The organism is Kribbella sp. NBC_00359 (assembly GCF_036097425.1).
In the GTDB taxonomy this organism is placed as follows: Bacteria; Actinomycetota; Actinomycetes; order Propionibacteriales; family Kribbellaceae; genus Kribbella.
Genome location: NZ_CP107975.1, coordinates 5,728,289 through 5,745,396 on the forward strand (window position 1 = coordinate 5,728,289; position 17,108 = coordinate 5,745,396).

16 protein-coding genes are annotated in these 17,108 nt (G+C 68.6%); 8 read left to right on the plus strand and 8 right to left on the minus strand.

Annotated elements, in window-relative coordinates; translation table 11 throughout:
• Position 1 precedes the first annotated feature (1 nt).
• On the plus strand, positions 2-997 hold the full coding sequence (locus OG876_RS27995) for a helix-turn-helix transcriptional regulator (RefSeq protein ID WP_328519620.1): 996 nt from the start codon (positions 2-4) through the stop codon (positions 995-997).
• On the opposite strand, the gene OG876_RS28000 is transcribed toward OG876_RS27995, so the two are convergent.
• The gene (locus tag OG876_RS28000) at positions 994-1,638 is read right to left on the minus strand and encodes a response regulator transcription factor (protein ID WP_328519621.1); all 645 of its coding nucleotides are present in this window, start codon (positions 1,636-1,638) and stop codon (positions 994-996) included. The genes OG876_RS27995 and OG876_RS28000 overlap by 4 nt on opposite strands.
• A complete protein-coding gene (locus OG876_RS28005; protein WP_328519622.1) occupies positions 1,635-3,695 on the minus strand; it encodes a sensor histidine kinase in 2,061 nt (686 codons plus the stop codon). Before OG876_RS28005 ends, OG876_RS28000 begins: the two co-directional genes overlap by 4 nt.
• A gap of 167 nt (positions 3,696-3,862) precedes the next feature.
• On the opposite strand from OG876_RS28005, the gene OG876_RS28010 reads away from it, so the two are divergent.
• The 3 genes from OG876_RS28010 to OG876_RS28020 all read left to right on the plus strand — a co-directional run bounded on the left by OG876_RS28010 (position 3,863) and on the right by OG876_RS28020 (position 5,800).
• A complete protein-coding gene (locus OG876_RS28010; RefSeq protein WP_328519623.1) occupies positions 3,863-4,207 on the plus strand; it encodes a hypothetical protein in 345 nt (114 codons plus the stop codon).
• Positions 4,204-4,890 carry a hypothetical protein gene (locus OG876_RS28015; RefSeq protein ID WP_328519624.1) on the plus strand — a complete coding sequence of 229 codons (687 nt, stop codon included), beginning with the start codon at positions 4,204-4,206 and terminating at the stop codon, positions 4,888-4,890. Before OG876_RS28010 ends, OG876_RS28015 begins: the two co-directional genes overlap by 4 nt.
• 64 nt (positions 4,891-4,954) lie before the next feature.
• Positions 4,955-5,800, plus strand: coding sequence for a methyltransferase domain-containing protein (locus OG876_RS28020; RefSeq protein ID WP_328519625.1), 846 nt, complete (start codon positions 4,955-4,957; stop codon positions 5,798-5,800).
• Here the strand turns inward: OG876_RS28020 and OG876_RS28025 are convergent.
• On the minus strand, positions 5,781-6,872 hold the full coding sequence (locus OG876_RS28025) for an alpha/beta hydrolase family protein (protein ID WP_328519626.1): 1,092 nt from the start codon (positions 6,870-6,872) through the stop codon (positions 5,781-5,783). The two genes, OG876_RS28020 and OG876_RS28025, sit on opposite strands and share 20 nt — an antisense overlap.
• A gap of 293 nt (positions 6,873-7,165) precedes the next feature.
• Between OG876_RS28025 and OG876_RS28030 the strand changes: the two genes are divergently transcribed.
• Positions 7,166-7,837, plus strand: a complete 672-nt coding sequence (locus OG876_RS28030; RefSeq protein WP_328519627.1) for a hypothetical protein — start codon at positions 7,166-7,168, stop codon at positions 7,835-7,837.
• Here OG876_RS28030 and OG876_RS28035 read toward each other — a convergent pair.
• The gene (locus tag OG876_RS28035; protein ID WP_328519628.1) at positions 7,834-8,880 is read right to left on the minus strand and encodes a DMT family transporter; all 1,047 of its coding nucleotides are present in this window, start codon (positions 8,878-8,880) and stop codon (positions 7,834-7,836) included. The genes OG876_RS28030 and OG876_RS28035 overlap by 4 nt on opposite strands.
• Here OG876_RS28035 and OG876_RS28040 point away from each other — a divergent pair.
• Positions 8,839-9,756 carry a LysR family transcriptional regulator gene (locus OG876_RS28040; protein WP_328519629.1) on the plus strand — a complete coding sequence of 306 codons (918 nt, stop codon included), beginning with the start codon at positions 8,839-8,841 and terminating at the stop codon, positions 9,754-9,756. The genes OG876_RS28035 and OG876_RS28040 overlap by 42 nt on opposite strands.
• Positions 9,757-9,976: 220 nt before the next feature.
• Positions 9,977-11,341: an FAD-binding oxidoreductase gene (locus tag OG876_RS28045; protein ID WP_328519630.1), complete on the plus strand. Its 1,365-nt coding sequence runs from the start codon at positions 9,977-9,979 to the stop codon at positions 11,339-11,341.
• Positions 11,342-11,405: 64 nt separating this feature from the next.
• Here the strand turns inward: OG876_RS28045 and OG876_RS28050 are convergent, their stop codons facing one another.
• The 4 genes from OG876_RS28050 to OG876_RS28065 form a co-directional block, all read right to left on the minus strand.
• Positions 11,406-11,987, minus strand: a complete 582-nt coding sequence (locus OG876_RS28050) for a hypothetical protein (RefSeq protein WP_328519631.1) — start codon at positions 11,985-11,987, stop codon at positions 11,406-11,408.
• Positions 11,984-12,562 carry a hypothetical protein gene (locus OG876_RS28055; RefSeq protein WP_328519632.1) on the minus strand — a complete coding sequence of 193 codons (579 nt, stop codon included), beginning with the start codon at positions 12,560-12,562 and terminating at the stop codon, positions 11,984-11,986. Before OG876_RS28055 ends, OG876_RS28050 begins: the two co-directional genes overlap by 4 nt.
• A 196-nt stretch (positions 12,563-12,758) precedes the next feature.
• Entirely contained in the window at positions 12,759-13,298 is a 540-nt protein-coding gene (locus OG876_RS28060; RefSeq protein ID WP_328519633.1) for a dihydrofolate reductase family protein, read from the minus strand.
• Between the two features lie 15 nt (positions 13,299-13,313).
• Complete coding sequence (locus tag OG876_RS28065) at positions 13,314-13,877, minus strand: NADPH-dependent FMN reductase (RefSeq protein WP_328519634.1); 564 nt, start codon at positions 13,875-13,877, stop codon at positions 13,314-13,316.
• 93 nt (positions 13,878-13,970) lie between these two features.
• Here OG876_RS28065 and OG876_RS28070 point away from each other — a divergent pair, with 93 nt between their 5' ends.
• Entirely contained in the window at positions 13,971-17,027 is a 3,057-nt protein-coding gene (locus OG876_RS28070; RefSeq protein WP_328519635.1) for a BTAD domain-containing putative transcriptional regulator, read from the plus strand.
• The last annotated feature ends 81 nt before the right edge of the window (positions 17,028-17,108 follow it).

Genomic DNA, 17,108 nt, shown 5'->3' on the forward strand with positions numbered 1-17,108 from the left:
TTTGCTGGAGACTTCGTCGCGGCTGCTGTCCCTGCTGGCGCTGCTGCAGTCCCGCCCGGCCTGGACCGGCACCGAACTGGCCGAGCGGCTGGAGGTGACGACGCGGACGGTTCGCAACGACATCGACCGGCTCCGCGAGCTCGGCTACCCGGTCGACGCGACCCGCGGCCCGGCGGGCCACTACCAGCTCGGCGTCGGCGCGAAGCTCCCGCCGCTGCTGCTGGACGACGAGGAGGCCGTCGCTGTCGCGGTCGGATTGCGTACGGGCGCCGGCGTCGCCGGGATGGCTGACAGCAGTGGGCGAGCGTTGACGAAGCTCGAGCAGGTCCTGCCGCATCGGCTCCGGCGCCAGGTGAACGCGATCAACCGGGCGATGTCGAAGGGACCGGACAACACCGGTTCGAACGTCGAGGATCCCGAGATCGATCCGGCCACGCTGACCACGATCGCTGCGTGCATCCGCGACGAGCACTACGTGCGGTTCGACTACTCGATCCCTACCGGTGCGTTGATGCGTGGCGCCGGGTCAGGCCGGAGCTCCGATCTGCCCATCCTGGTCGAGCCGTACCGGTTGGTGAGCTGGCAGCGGTACTGGTACCTCGTCGCGCGGGACGAGACCGGCGACTGGCGGACGTACCGGGTCGACTGGATGTCGTTGCGGATGGCAACAGGCCGGCGCTATCAGCCCCGCCCGATGCCGGCCGACGACTACACCGACTTCGTCCTGCGGGACGTCGCGACGACCGGGTGGCAGGTGCACGCCCGGATCACGGTGTTCGCGCCGGCCCACGAGGTGCTGTCCCGGATCCACGCCGCGGTCGGGATCGTCGAGTCGGTCGACGACAGGACGAGCGTCCTCGTCACCGGCGCCGATTCGCTCGAGATCATCGCCGTCTACATCGGCATGCTCGGCCTCGACTTCCACGTCGACGGCCCACCCGCCCTGCTCGACCACCTCGAAACCCTCGGCACCCGCTACCTCAACGCGATCCGTTAGCCGCCGTCCGTGCCCAGGCCGGCGTTGCGGGCCTGGACTATCGCGGCGGAGCGGTCGGCGATGCCTAGTTTGGTGAAGATGGCGGAGACGTTGTTGGCGACTGTCTTCGGGGCGAGATCGAGGCGGTCGGCGATGGCGGAGTTGGACAGGCCGGCGGCGAGCAGGTCGAGGATCTGGCGTTCGCGCGAGGTGAGTTCGGGGAACGGCTCGGCCGCCGGCGGTGGTGCCGAGAAGAAGCCGAGCATGCGCCGCGCGACGCCGGGCCCGAAGATCGCCTCGCCGGCGGCGACCGCCTGGATCGCCCGGGCGATCTCCTCCTGCTCGGCGCCCTTCACCAGGTAACCACGAGCACCGGCCCGCATCGCGGCGAACACCGAATCGTCGTCCTCGAACATCGTCAGCACGAGTACGGCGACATCCGGCGCCGACCGCGCCAACTCACGCGTCGCGGCGAATCCGTCGAGGTCAGGCATCTGCAGATCGAGTACGGCGACATCCGGCCGCGTCGTGATCACCTCACGAACGGCCTCGCGCCCGGTCGACGCGACCCCGACCACTTCGATGCCATCCAGCGAGGTCAGCAACGCCGCAAGGCCCGCCCGCACCACCGGATGGTCATCGGCCAGCACGACGCGAATCATCTGTGCGCCAAGGGAAAACTCGCGTGCACGACTCCGCCACGGGCCGTCGGCCCGGCCTCGAACTTCCCGCCCAGCTCGGCGGCACGCTCCCGCATGGCATGCAGGCCGACACCGGGACGCCAAGCCCCGTTCGGCGGACCGTCGTCGCTCACGTCGATCTCCAGGTCGGTTCCGCAGCGCAACGCTAGTACGGCGGACGTCGCGCGGGAGTGACGTACGACGTTCGTCAGCGCCTCGGTCGCGATCCGATACGCAGCGACCTCCAGGGCCGCAGGTAGCACAGGCAGTCCATCGGCCGACACGTCCACCTGGATAAACGCCCCGTCGGCACGGAACGACAGTTGGTCCGCCCGCTGCCGCAGCGCTCCGACCAGCCCGAGTTCGTCCAGCGCGGGTGGGCGCAGATCGTCGACAAGGCGCCGTACGTCGGAAATCGCGGTGCGGGTGTCGGCACGCAGGGTGGCGAGGAGTTCGTGTGCTCGGGCCGCGTCCGTGGTGACGAGGTTGGCCGCGGCGTCGGCGGTGAACGCGATGCCGGTCAGCGTCGGGCCGAGTCCGTCGTGGAGGTCGCGGCGGATCCGGCGGCGTTCCTCTTCCCGGGCAGAGACGAGTTTCTCGCGGGATGACTGTAGTTCGTTCGACAAACGGGTCGCGTGCACGGCGACAGCAAGCGGTACCGCGACCAGCGCGAGCACGTCGCGATCCGCCGACGACAGACTCGACTCACCCGATCGGACTCCGACCTCGAGGGATCCGACCACTTGACCGCCGTACTCGAGGTCGAGCGGCACGAGGGCCCGCGATTCGACGGTCTGCGGTGCGGCAGCTAGCAATGCGTCGGCGTCTGGGGGTGTGCCGTCCTCGGCGACGATCTTATTGTCGACAATCAGCGCGGCATACGGGAGGCGGAGGGCGGAGCGGATCGCGGCGACCACGCCGGGGAGGCCCGCGGACAGTTGCTCGCCGACGCGCGACGCGACGCGAGCGGGGTCGTTGCGATCGCCGTACAAGGCTCGATCGACGAGGTGCTGGAGGCGGGGGAGGACCGGCGCGATGATCAGGGCGACGAACACGGTGACCGCGGCCGACCGCCCGACCTGGGACGCGATGAGCGAGTCGAGCAGCGCGACCAGCGCGGCATAGGCGCCAATGGCAACCAATGAGAGCAGCGCCCAGGTCAGTGCCCGCGACACGACCAGCCGGATGTCGAGCAGTTGGTAGCGCACGATCGCGACCGCGACGGACGCCGGGATCAGCGGAATCGCCAGCAGAACGAGGATCGGCGTACCGGCGATGAAGGCCCACGGGGTGACGAAGAGGACTGCGATGACGGATGCCAGCAGCAACCACAGGAGTTGCCGGCGGCCCATCTCGTCGGCGCGCCGGTATCTGATCAGCAGACAGGTGATGGCCAGCAGGAACGCGACCAGGTTGCGCAGTTCGGTAGCGGTCCACAGCGGCCGGAGTTCGTCGTACGACGAGATGGCCAGGTAGCCGCGGGGAAGACCCGGGGCGATCGTGTCGCCGCTTCCGACCATCTCGAGCACGAACAGCGGTGCCGTGACGATGATGCCGATCGATGCCCAGCGCCAGCGCGGTGAGAGCAGCCGACCGGTCGGGAAGTACAACAGTGCGAGCGGAAGGAAGAGGCCGATCGACCACGGCCAGGCTGCCAGCGCGAGGGTGCCGATCACCCGTTGGGTGGTCATCGGGGCACCGGCGTCGGCCAGCAGCGGGGCGAGGGTCCCACCGAAAGCAGTTGTGGCGTGACCGATGCCGTCGGCGATGAACAGCCAGCCGACCGGGTTCGCCGGCCGGTGCCAGGCGATCACCAGTCCGCACAGTCCGAACGTCAGACCCATCAGCCCGTTGGTCACGACGAACGCGTCCAGCAGATCCTGCCAGCCCCAGCCGATCACCGCGGCGAACACCAGGGCCGCGATCACCTCGGCGATCGCGAACCCGCCCAAACCGCCCGCGAGCATCTGCCGAGCCGGGCGGGAGCTGTCGCGCCGGCCCGCTGCGGGGCTGGAGGGTGCGCCGACGGCTGCGTTCATACCCGCAGTGTGCTCCCGGAAGTGTCCCGGCGTCTCGGGAATCCGATCCCGCGCCGCCCGGGGAACTGCCTGAACTGTGGGGAACCCGCGCCCAGGCGCCGTACCGGGGTGAGCCGCGACGGTGGGGCCATCAACAAACTGACGAGGGGGTAAGCAAGATGTCTCGGATGAACAAGGCTGGTCTGGTCGTGCTCGGCTTGCTGTCGGTGGTGGACCTGTTCGGGCCGCTGATGACGGATGGCGAGCATCCGCCGATGGTGATCGCCGTCGGCGGGTCGGTGGTCGGGTTGATCAGCCTGATCCTTCTGGTCTTCGCCTGGCAGGGAAAGCGCTGGGCGTTGGCTCCGCTGATCACGCTGCGGATCGCGTCGGCGCTGCTCGCAGTGCCCGCGTTCTTCGTCGCGGACGTGCCGGCCGGCGCGGTGGCAGCCGCGGGCGTCGGAGTCGCGGCAACAGTCTTCGGCGTCGTGGCGGCGCTCCTGCCGTCGCGTGAGCTGGTAGGTGCGCGATGACGCAGACGATGACGCGTACGACGCGTGCCGACGTACGACCGGTGTCGCGATGGGTCGCGGCGCTGATCCTGCCGATCGGGCCGGCCGCGATCGCCTTGCTGCGGTACTTCCTGCCGTACGACACGGTCGACGACGTGCCGACGATCGTCAATAAGATTGTCGACAATCTGGATCGCAGTTCGCTGGTGATCTGGCTGGGCTACATCGGGATCCTCACGCTCGTCCCCGGCGCGTACTTCGTCGGAAAGGTCACCCGGCGAGGGGCTCCCTGGATCACCGCGATCGCGCTGTTCCTCGTCGTACCGGGGTATCTGTCGTTGCCGTGGACGGCGGCCAGTGATCTGTTCACCTGGTCTGCGGGAACGGCGGGCCTGGACCCCGCGTCGATCGTCAAGGCGGTCGACGTGACGCACGGATCGATGAATCTGGCCGGCGCGCTCTTCGTCGTCGGGCACGTGGTCGGGACGATCGTGCTCGGGCTCGCGATGTGGCGCTCGCACATCGTCGGCCGGTGGGCCGCGGTGGCGGTCATGGTGTCGCAGCCGATCCACTTCGTCGCGGCGATCATCGTGCCCAATCACACGCTGGACCTGATCGGCTGGGGTCTGCAGGCAGTCGGGTTCGCGGCGGTGTCATGGGTGATCCTGCGGATGCGCGACGACGACTGGCAGCCGTTGCCCTGAAGGGAAACGGCCTCGGGGTGGGCTCGTCCGGCGCTACTCTCGGCCTGGTGAAGAGGGAGATCAGATGACCGGGACACAGGCGGCGGACGAGCCCGCGATCGACGCGCGGCGGGGGAACTTCAGGCTGAAGCACGTCGCCGAGCAGAACATCGAGCGGCAGGCCTTCATCCTCGACCAGATGGCCGCGCAGCCCGCCGTACGAACGCTCAAGGCCTGGGCTCTCACCGAGCTTGCGCCGGTGGCGGGGGAGACCGCGGTCGACGTCGGCTCGGGGACCGGTGAGGACGTGGTCGCGTTCGCGGAGCGGGTCCGGCCGGACGGTCGAGCGGTCGGCGTCGAGCCGAGTCCAGGGCTCCGGGACGAAGCGGTACGACGTGCCGCGGGGGCACCAGTCGAGTACGTCGACGGGCGCGCGGAGCGGCTGCCGTTCGACGACGAGTCAGTGGACGTGTTGCGGTGTGAGCGAGTCCTGCAGCATGTCGACAATCCGGCCGCGGCGGTGCGGGAGATGGCGCGCGCACTGCGTCCTGGTGGGCGGATCGCGCTCATCGACACGGACTGGGCGACGGCGATCCTCCATCCGGCCGATCCCGACGTACTGCGCCGGATGGTCGACTACTTCCTCTCCGAGTCCGCGAACCCGTTCTCCGGCCGGCAACTGCGCGGTCTGCTCGCGGACGCGGGGCTCGAGATCACGGGCGAGACGGCCGGCACCACGATCGAGCCGCAGGAAGGCGCACGCCAGGGCTTCGTCTCGATGATGCAGCTGTCGTCGGCCGAGGCGGGCGTCATCACCCCCGCCGAGGCCGATGCCTTCGCCAAGGGTCTCGCGGAGGCCGCCGATCGCGGCGCGTTCCACCTGTCACTGACGATGTACGCCGTCAGCGCGGTCAAACCCCGTGCTGTTTGAGGAACGTCACGGAGCGGGCCATCGACGTCGGCCACGCCGGGCCGAAGGCGTGTTCCTCGCCGGGGTAGGTGTACATGGTCGCGTCCTTGCCGGCGGCCTTCAGGGCAGCGAGGGTTTCGCGGGACCAGGCGATCGGGCAGGTCGAGTCGGATCCGCCGTGGTGGATCAGCAGTGGCTCGGTGACGCGGTCGAAGAAGTTGACCGCGGAGAGGTTCCGCCAGAAGGCCGGGTTGCGGGACGGTTCGCCGTACGTGCGCAGGATGGTGGTCGCGATCGGGCGGTCGTTGCGGATCCAGCGGTTGAAGTTGTCGACCGCGTCTGAGCTCACCGGCGCGAACACGACCGCGGCCTTCACCAGACCGGGTTGTGCGACGAGGACGTTGTACGTGATCCCGCCGCCCATCGACCGGCCGAGCAGTGCGATCCGCTCGGGATCGACGTACTGCGACGTCCGCAGGGCGTGGACCGCGTTGATCACGTCCTCGGTGTAGCCGAGCCGCAGGTCGAGTTCGGACCGTGGATCGTCCGACGATTGCGCGTGATTGCGGTAGTCCGTGTGCAGTACGACGTACCCGCGCCGGGCGAGGTAGTCCTGCTCCCGCATCAGGCCGCGGCCGTTGGTGTAGACGGCCGGGTCGATGAAGCCGTGGTTCAGGACGAGTGCTGGATGCGGTCCTGGGGTGGTCGGGACGTTCATGATCCCGGAGATTGTCAACAATCCGCTTGTGTACGTGACGTGGTAGCGGGTGTAGGCGGTGTTGCGCGCCAGCACGCGGCCGAGGCGGAGGTTGCCGCCGTTGTACTGCTTCGTCATCAGCGCCTGCAGGGACACCGCGTGCGACGCGGCCGGCGGTGCCGGCGTCGCTGCCGGTGTCGGGGCGGCGGTTGTCGAGGTGGCGGACGGCGTGGAGGTGGCGGATGGCGGTGACGTGGAAGCGGCGGATGGCGTGGTGGGGGTCGAGGAGGTCGCGCTCGGAGCGGGCGCAGGGGGTGCCGCGTCGTCGGTACTGCAGGCGACCACGGCCGTCATCACGAACGCGACGACTCCCGCCCACGCCATCCGCCGGTCCATGGGTCAAGTCTGCCGTCGTACCGGCCGGAACCGGTCGAAAGTTCCCGCAACGATTGATGCGCCCGGCCTCGGGGGCTCGTTGTAAGCGACCGCATCCGGTGGGTCATTCATCAGGTCGCACAGAATGCAGGATTACCGTTGCGTACCGTGCATCGTTCGCGCATTGCCGATCGGCGTGGCAGCATTTCGCTCCGGACGAGTGTTCAAGTTGGGGGCTTGAAATGTCACGAGCCAAACGAGCAATTCATCGGCGCCACCGACCGGTGCTCCTCGCCGTGGGTGTGGTCGCCGCGGTGACCGTCGCCGCGGGCGTGGCGATCGCGCGGTTCGGGTCGCCGGATGAGCCGGCCGCCCAACCGGCACACAGCGCGAGTCATCCGGCACACAGCGCGAGCCATTCGTTGCCCACAACGAGTTCGGCCTCCTTGCCCACCGCCGGTTCGTCGCCGAAGGGCGGAAGCAGTGCGACTTCGGCCGCGGATGCTTGTGCGGCGGAGATCCGGACGACCGAGGCGGTGGTGGCCGCGGCCCGGACGGGTGCCGAGCATTGGCGTGAACACGTCCAGGCCAGGACGGATTTGCTGAGTGGCAAAAACCCTGAGGCGACCACGAAAGCGATCTGGAAGCGGACCCGACTCGCCGGTCCCGGTGATATCTCCGCGCTGAATTCTGCCCTTACCGCGCAAGCCAAGGCCGCGGGCGGCTGCGCGAAAATATCGGGCAGCCCGGCAGTCGCGTGTAAGAAACGACTGACGATCCTCGACGCGGCGGCAGCGGCAGACCGAGCGGCCGCGGCCGACTGGGCGAACCATCTGGCGATGATGGCCGCTCACGCGGCGGGAGACTTCGGCGCCGAACACGCGCAGGAAATGTGGGTTGCAGCCTGGACGCACGCCCCGCAGAACCTCACCGCGGCAGCGCGAGCCAACACAGCCCTCGCCAAAGCCCCAGCGTGTAAGCCTTAACTCCTGACCAGGTATTCGTCGGCGGCGGGCAGCGGAGTCGCAGTCGATCGGCTCGGCCATTGCACGATCAGTACGGCGGACAACACCAGTGCGCCGCCGAACCACTGGGTCATGCTGAGGTGTTCGCCGAACACCGCGGCCGCCGCGACCACCGTCACGACGGGCTCGAGGATCGACAGAATCGAGGCCACCGACGGACCGACCCGCGCCATGCCGGCGAAGAACAACAGGATCGCCGCGACCGTACTCACCATGGCCAGCGCCCCTAGCCACAGCCATCCCACCGCGGCGAAGTCGAAGTCCCCCCGAAACGGCCCGGCGCCACCCACGGCACCCCGGATCAACCCACTGACCAGGAAGGTGCCGAAGGCACCGACACACACCAGCGCCGCGAGCGCGAGCGGCGGCACATCGGCTGTCGCCCGGTCCCCAACCAGGATGTACGCCGTGTAGACAATCGCCGCCCCCAGCGCCAGCAACACACCGACCGCATCGAAGCGTCCCGACATCGCCCCACCGAGCACCAGTCCGATTCCAGCCAGCGCCATCCCCAGCGCCCACACCCGCCGCCGCGACGCGCGCTCCCGGCCCAGTACGACGGCCACGGTCATCACCAGCACCGGGTAGACGTAAAGGATCAGTGCGACGAGCGAAGCGTCGATCCTGGCCAGCGCGGAGAAATACAGACCGGCTTGCGCCGCGTAGCCGAACACGCCCATGCCGAGTCCGATCAACACGGCGCGGCGGGGGAGGTTGCGCAACGCACCGCGTGCCAGCGCGACGACCAGTAACACTCCGCCGGCCAGGCCGAACCGGACCAGAAGGAGTGCGTCCACCGACACACCAGCGTCGTAGGACAACTTGCCGAACACAGCCATCGCCCCGAACCCGGCGGCGGAAAGCAAACAGAAGAGGGCGCCCACGCCATCGATGGTCAGGCCAGTGGATTGTTCATGTCCATCGCGGCTTCCTGGACAGGACCGTGTAGCTATTCTGAACAGATGCTCGACCTGCACCGGCTCCGCCTGCTCCGCGAAGTGCACGACCGCGGCACCGTTCACGGCGCCGCGCGATCCCTCGGGTACACGCCCAGTGCGATCTCGCAGCAGCTGTCAGTGCTGGAGCGAGAAGCCGGCACCCCACTGCTCGAACGCATCGGGCGTAACGTCCGGCTGACCGCGGCCGGCCAGGTCCTGGTGCGCCATGCGTCGTCGCTGCTCGAGGGCGTCGAGGCAGCCGAGGCGGAGCTCGCGTCGGTCGTCGCGGGCCGAGTGGCCGGTGTAGTCCGGATCGCGTCCTTCCAGTCCGCCTTCTTGCGCATCGTGGCGCCGGCGGTCCGAACGCTCGCCACCACTCACTCCGACATCCGGGTCGAAGCTACCGAAGCCGAGGTCGAGCAGGCTGCACCGGCCTTACGCCTGCAGCAGCTCGACGTAGTGGTCGGCGACGAGTACGACGGTCAGCCGCGGGCCGTGCACGCCGACCTGCACCGCGAGCCCTTACTACGCGAACAGATCCGCGTCGTCCTGCCTGCCGACCACCCCGAGGCCGCCGCCGACCGAGTGTCGATCGCGAGGCTGGCCGGTCTCCCGTGGGCCTGCTGCCAACCGGGCACAGGCCACCGCGAGATGCAGGTGCGGGTGTGCCGTGAGCTGGGCGGCTTCGAACCTGACCTCCGCTACAGCTCCGACGACTTCCTCATCCTGCTCGAACTGGTCCGCACCACTGGAGCCGGTGCCCTTCTCCCGGACCTGGTCCTCCGCCACGGCGCTCCCGGTGTCGTCGTCCGCCCGCCGGCCGAAGGCTCCGTCGGCCGCGAGGTGTTCCTGATGACACGCCGTACCCAAACCCCACCCGTCGCTGCAGTAGCCGGCGCGCTCCGCGCTGCCGCCAACGCCAATCGTCAGCTCACGTCGTGAATGTCGGGCGGCTAATTTAGGCATTGACGAATCGGGGGACCGCGCGAGAGTGTCGGGGTTGGAACGGGCGAGGTCTGGGGGAGGGCCGGCTGCCCGTCGGGGGTTCAGACGCTCTCTGGGGTGAGGTTCCGCGCGGCGCTCGACGGTGACGACCGGTCTGCGCGGCGTGCGCCGATTTGCGCGCGCCGATTTGCGACAGGCGACGGTTCGGGGAGCGGACATGAGCACGATGGACGACTTGAGGGAACGCACCAGAGGACAGATCTTCACCGAAGGTGACGAGGGGTACGACGAGGCCCGGCGGGTCCACAACGCGATGCACGACAAGCGGCCGCAGGTCGTGGTGCGGTGCGAGAACGCCGGCGACGTGATGGCCGCCGTGGACTACGCGCGGACCAACCAGCTGGATCTGGCGGTCCGCGGCGGAGCGCACAGCGTGCCCGGGTTCGGCACGGTCGACGGCGGCGTCGTCATCGACCTGAGCGGGATGCGCAACGTCCGGGTCAACCCGGTCAGCCGGACCGCGCGGGCCGGTGGTGGCGCGACGTGGGGCGACTTCAACGCGGCCACGCATGCCTTCGGGCTGGCCACGACCGGCGGCATCATCTCGACCACCGGCGTCGGCGGCCTGACGCTCGGCGGCGGGATCGGGTACCTGGCCCGCGGCCTCGGGCTGTCCTGCGACAACCTGATCTCGGCCGATGTGGTGACCGCGGACGGGCAGTTCCTGATCGCCAGTGAGAAGGACAACGAGGACCTGTTCTGGGCGCTCCGTGGTGGCGGCGGCAACTTCGGCGTGGTGACCGCGCTGGAGTTCCGGCTGGCGCCGGTGTCGACGATCTACGGCGGGCCGATGCTGTTCGAGATGTCCGACGCGACCGCCGTCCTGTCGGGGTTCCGCGAACTGATCAAGGACGCGCCCGAGCAGCTCGGCGGGTTCCCGGCGTTCCAGATCGCGCCGCCGCTGCCGTTCATTCCGGAGGACCGGCACGGTGAGGTGTTCACCTTCATCGTCGGCTGCTGGGCGGGCGATCCGGATGAGGGCGAAGCGCAGATCTCGAAGTACCGCGAGTTCGCGCCCGTGGTCGCCGAACACGTCGGGCCGATGCCGTACCCGGCGCTGAACAGCGCCTTCGACGGGTTGGTGCCGCCGGGGCTGCAGCACTACTGGAAGGCGAACTTCGTCACCGAGCTCACCGACGACGCGATCCAGGCCCACTTGCGGCACGCACCCGGGCTGCCGGCGGTGAACTCGACCGTGCACATCTATCCGATCAACGGCGCCTGCCACCGGGTCACGCCCGACGGCACCGCGTTCGCCTACCGGGACGCGAACTTCGCCACCGTGATCGCCGGCATGTGGCCGGACCCGGCGCAGAACGAGGCCGGCGTCGACTGGGTTCGCTCGTACTACGACGACCTGTCGCCGCTTTCCGAGGCCGGCGGCTACATCAACTTCATGGCCGACGACGACCAGGGGCGGATCCGCGACAACTACAAGCAGAACTACGACCGGCTGGTCGAGGTGAAGCGCAAGTACGACCCGGGCAACCTGTTCCATCTGAACCAGAACATCGCGCCCTAGGCAACGAACCGCGCGGCCCGTACGACGTTCGCCGTACGGGCCGCGCGGTCTGGTGCTCGCGGGGTCAGAGGGTCAGCAGGCGCTGGAAGAAGGCGCGGTAGCGCTGCAGCGCCGAGCGGAGGTCCTCGGTCGACGGCTCGCCGTCGGACCACTGCTTCTCCAGCTCCTGGTGCTGCTGGTCGAAGGTGTCCGAGAGGCGCTTGAGCAGGTCGTCGACGAGGTTGTCCGCCTCGCTGACGGCGTTGCGCGGATCGTCGACGAAGCCCTGCTGGATGACCTCCCAGCGGGTCCGGAAGTCGACCACCGCATCAGGAGCCACCAACGGGTCCTCCACTGCCGGCGCGCCCACGGTCTCATCCGTCGTGCGGTCGTCGGTCGTGCGGTCGGCCAGGCCGGCGTCCGAGGTGCGGTCGTCGTACCGGTCGTCCGCCGGGCGGCTGAGCGCGTCGTCGGTCGTACGGTCGTCGTACCGGTCGTCCGTCGTACGGCCAAGCGTGTCGTCCGCCATGCGGTCGTCGTACCGGTCGTCCGTCGTACCGCCGAGCGCGTCGCTCGTCGTACGGTCGGGGTCGATGCGGTCCGTGTCGGTCATGACGCGGTCGTCGTCCGTCGTCGGGTCGAAGCGACGGTCCTCGTGCCTGGTCATGCTTGCTCCTTCGCGTCGGTCGGTTGGGTGCGGTGGTGTCCACTCGCGCTGTCGGCCAGCAGGGCGTCGACCAGCGCGCGATAGGCGGTCACCGCTTGCCGGAGTTCTTCGGTGTCGGCCTCACCGTGGGCCTGGGCAACCGCGACCCGGTGCGCGTCGCGGTAGTGCGCGGCGACCTCCGGGTGGTCGACCGAGATGTCGTTGACGCGCTGGTCGAACTCGTCGACCGGGTACCCGGTCTCGCGCATCATCCGCAGGACGAGCCGGTCCGCGTCGGCGACTGCCGATCCGGGACGATCGACGAAGCTCTGCTGGATCCGGGCCCACTCGCCACGGTAGAGCTCCGCGGACTCGCGGCTCAGCGGAACGATGTCGAGCTTCGACACCCGGCGTTCACGTTGGCGCAGCTCGCGCTCGGCGCTGCGCCGGTCACCGGAGTCTTCGAGCGTGCGCTCGTACTCGGGGCCGAACCGCTCGTGCAGTTGCTGCGATTCTCTGCGCTGGTACACGAAGAACACCGCGGCCGCCGCGAGTACGACGATGACGATGATGACTATGGTCAGGACGGTACCCATCAGACCTCCAGTCCGATTGCTGGTGCGGACCTGCGATCTGGCCAAACCGATCGCGAGGACCCTGGGCGGGCGGTCCCCAGCGCCGCCTCACATCCCCGAAGTCGCACCGGTACCCAGCGCAAACGCAGACAAGCGTCCAGCCGGTCACCTTGTGGTTCGGTGACCGGCTGGACGCTGTCCGTGATGTGCTGAGTGATCAGGCCTTCGGCGCCAGCTTGTGCACGACGATGCCGGACTTGAAGGTGGTGGTGCCGAGCAGCTCGAGGTGGGTGAGCTCGAGGTCGATGCCCTTGAACATGTTGTCGCCGTCGGCCACCACCGGGAAGAACCAGAAGTGGTACTCGTCGACGAGCTTGTTCTCCAGCAGCGTCTTCGAGAACGACCCGGTGCCGTACTTGATCAGGTTGCCGCCATCCTGCTCCTTGAGCCGGCGGACCGCCTCGGCGGCGTCACCCTCCAGCGGCTGGGCGTTCCACTTCCACTCGGTGAGCGTGCGGCTGGCGACGTACTTCGGCATCGCGTTGAAGTGGTCGGTGAACGGGTCTCCGCCGCGCTGCGACCAGGCGTCGGCGAACCCTTCGTAGGTGACGCGGCCGAGCACCTGCGCGTCGACGCCGTCCATCAGCGCCACCGAGTAGGCGGAGTGCTCGTCGTCCCAGTACGGCGGGCTCCAGCGCTGCGGGTTGTCGATGACGCCGTTCAGGGTGATGAAGGTGGACTCGATCAGCTTCCTCATTGGACTATCCCTCTCTCAGTGTTGGTAAGGACGCTTGGAGCGCGCGTCCCGGAGCGCTTCGGCCCACCAGACGAGCTGGTCGAGCATGATCTTGGCTTCCGCCTCGTAGCCGGCGGAAGCGCGTGGCCAGCCGCCGTCCGCGGTGAACTGCTCCCAATAGCAGGGCAGTGCGACCGTGTTGCGGATGGTGACGGCCTGCAGTTCGGTGAAGACCTGCCGGAGCTGTGCGGTGGCGCACCGCCCACCGCTCTCCCGGCCGTAGCTGACGATTGCGACGGGCTTGGCGTGCCATTCCTCGTAGTACCAGTCCAGTGCGGTCTTCAGCGGTGCCGGAAAGCTGCTGTTGATCTCCGGCGTCACCACTGCGAACGCATCCGCACTGGCGAGCCTCGGAGCGAGTACGGCGACCTCCGCCGGCATCTCGTCGTCGGTGTCGGGCAGTGTGGCCGGCAGGTGCGCGGTGGCCAGGTCGACCAGGTCGACTTCGAACTGCTTGGCCGCCTGCCTGGCCAGCCAGTGCGCCACGGTCGGACCGAACCGCCCGTTGCGGGTGCTGCCGATGATCACTGCCAGTCGCATCGTCGTGCCTCCTTCCGATGAGACAGACTCTGCCGGAGACCGTTTACGGTTTCTTTCCGGTCGCTGGGCCGGTGATCGGAATAGGGTGCGGCCATGCGCTTCGGGGTGCTGGGACCGGTGACGGCCTGGACGGACGCGGGATCGCCCGTGGTCATCCAGGGGCTTAAGGTCCGCGCGCTCCTGGCCGACCTGCTGGTCCACGAGGGCCGCCCTGTCCCGGCGGACCGACTGATCGACGACCTGTGGGGCGCAGACCTGCCGGGCAACCCGTCCGGCACGCTGTCGGCCAAGGTCTCGCAACTCCGCCGCGCTTTCGAGGACGCCGAGCACGGCAGCCGCGCACTGGTCAACTCCGGTCCGGCTGGCTACTCACTGACCGTCGACAGTTCGACGTACGACGCTCTGGAGTTCGCCGACCGGATTGCGTCGGGTGACCTCGGTGAGGCACTCAAGCTGTGGCGTGGACCCGCGTACGCCGACTTCGCCGACGAACCGTTCGTCGAGACAGCCATAGCCCGACTGACCGAGCAGAGGCTGACCGCTCTCGAGGCGTGGCACGAGGAGCGGATCGGCTCGGGCGACTACCCGGTCAGCGAGCTCGCCGACCTCGTGATCTCCCACCCGCTGCGAGAGCGACTCCGGGCCTCACACATGAAGGCCCTCTACCGCAGTGGCCGGCAGAGCGAGGCATTGGAGAGCTACGACCAGCTGCGTCGCCAGCTGCTGGATGACCTCGGCCTGGACCCCAGTCCCGAGCTCGTCGCTCTCCACCAGTCGATCCTCACGCAAGAGCTCCCACACGCTCGCACCAACCTTCCGGCCCAACTGACCGACCTCATCGGACGTGCGGAGGCCGTGGAGGACGTCAGCTCGTCTCTGGCGTCCTCGCGGCTCGTCACGCTGACTGGGCCTGGGGGAGTAGGCAAGACACGCCTGGCACTCGCTGCTGCCGCCGAGGCGGTGGATCGCTTTGCGGACGGCGTGGTCCTGGTGGAGCTGGCAGCGGTGACACCTGATGCGATCTCGGTCAGCAGTTCGCTCACAGACGCCGTACAGGCCGCACTGGACCTGCGGGACTCCACTGGCTCCAGTGACGGCGTGGTCGACCGGCTCGCGGCCGTGATGGGCTCTCGGCTGCTGGTGCTGGATAACTGTGAGCAGGTGGTCGCAGAGGTTGCTGAGCTGACAGACCGGCTGCTGGCCGCGGCACCGGGGCTCCGCGTGCTGGCGACGAGTCGTGAGCCGCTAGCCCTCGCGGGCGAGGTCGTATGGAGTGTGCCGCCGCTCGAGGTTCCGTCGCCTTCTTTCGATCTGGACGCACTCGGCGAGTGCAGTGCGGTCCAGCTGTTCATGACTCGCGCGGCGGCTGCCTCGCGTGGCTTCACTCTGTCCGCGGAGACGGCTGCCGACGTGTCCGTGCTGTGCCGGCGGCTTGACGGGATCCCACTGGCGTTGGAGCTCGCTGCGACGCGCGTGCGGGCGTTGGGAGTCCGTGGCTTGGTGGCGCGCCTCGACGACCGCTTCCGGTTGCTGGCGACCGGACACCGTGGTGCTGCACCGCGCCAGCAGACTCTGTTCGCGATGATCGACTGGAGCTGGGAGCTGCTCGCTCCGGATGAGCAGTCCGTCCTGCGACGGCTCGCCGTACCTGCGGATGGATGTACGGCGGAGGCCGCGGCGGCGCTGTGTGATGAGCCGGACGTACTGGATGTGCTGGTTCGGCTCGTGGACCGGTCGCTCGTCGTACCCGTGCATGGGGTCGATGGGCCGCGCTATCGGTTGCTCGAGTCGGTAGCGGCGTACTGCACGGAGAAGCTGCGTGCCTTCGGTGAGTTGGAGGCAGTGCGGCAGCGCCATCTGTCGTACTACACGTCCCTGGCCGAGGCGGCCGGGCCTGCTTTGTTCGGTGGTGAGCAGAGTCGGTGGTTGCAGTTGCTCGATGAGGACTCGGCCAACTTGCGGACCGCACTGGACCGGGCTGTCGCCACTGAGCAGGTGGATGTGGCGGAGCGGTTGGTCGATGCGCTGGCTTGGTACTGGTTCCTGCGCGGGCGTCTGATGGAAGCTGTGCGGTCTTTGGAGGCTGTGCCCGGCTCTGCTCGGGCTGAGGCTTGGCGGGTCGGGTTCAAGTACCTCCTGGGTGACAGTGACGCGGCGGGGGAGCGGGACCGGTGGGCGGATGCGGCTGACGCTCGAGCGCAGTGGTGGATCGCCTACACCGGCAGCGACGCGGGCGACCTCGCGACGTGCCTGGCGCTCTTGGAGAGCGCACTGAAGAGCTTCGAGGCCGACGGAGACCGCTGGGGTGTGGCTGCGGTACTCGCGGCACGCGCGAAGCATGCGCACGTACGGGCTGACCTGGCGGCGTTGTCTGCTGATGCTTCTGAGAGTGTGCGGATCTTCCGGTCGCTGGGAGACCGGTGGGGCATGTTGCAGGCGACCAGTTGGCTTGGCGCCCACGCGGAGCTCGTCGGCGACTTCGACGAGTCGGCGCAGCTGCATCTGGAGAGCGCGCAGATAGCGGAGGAGCTAGGACTGTGGCCTGAGCTCGCCAGCGCGCTGGGCATGCTCGGGTGGACCTCGATCAGACAGGGCCGCTACGAGTCGGCCCGCACCCACGGCGAGCGCGCATTGCGGCTGGCGACCGAACAAGGGCAGCGCTCGACGCAGGCCCTTGCGGAGATCGTGCTGGGCTTCGCGGCTCGCCGTACTGGCGCTCTTGCGGAGGCATCGCAGCGCCTCCAGGCCTTGATCGACGCCGCCCGCCGGCAGGGCGAGCCAGTGCTCTACCTGTCGATCGTGCTGGAGGAGCTCGGCTTCGTCCGGGAACTCCAGGGCGACGTTGCGGCCGCTTTGGAACTGCACATGGAGGCCTTCCGGATCTCCGAGGAGTTCGGTTCGCTGCGCAGCATGTGCTGGGCTCTGGAAGGCATCGCGGCCTGCCACCCCGACAAGGCCCTCGCCGCGACCCTCCTCGGCACGGCTGCCGCCACTCGCGCCAGTGAGAACTACCTGATCGCCGCGACCGAGTCCGAGGACCTGACGCGAGCCACCGCGGCCGTCGAATCCGCGGTGGGAGAGGACGCCTACCGCGCCGCCTACGCCACCGGGAGCACCCTCACGCCTCAGCAAGCCTTCGGCTTGGTGTGATCCTGTTCGCCAGCAGATGTTCTGTGGTTGAGATTATTCGTCTAGCGAAGTAGTTTTGCTGGCGAGCGAACCTCTGACAGG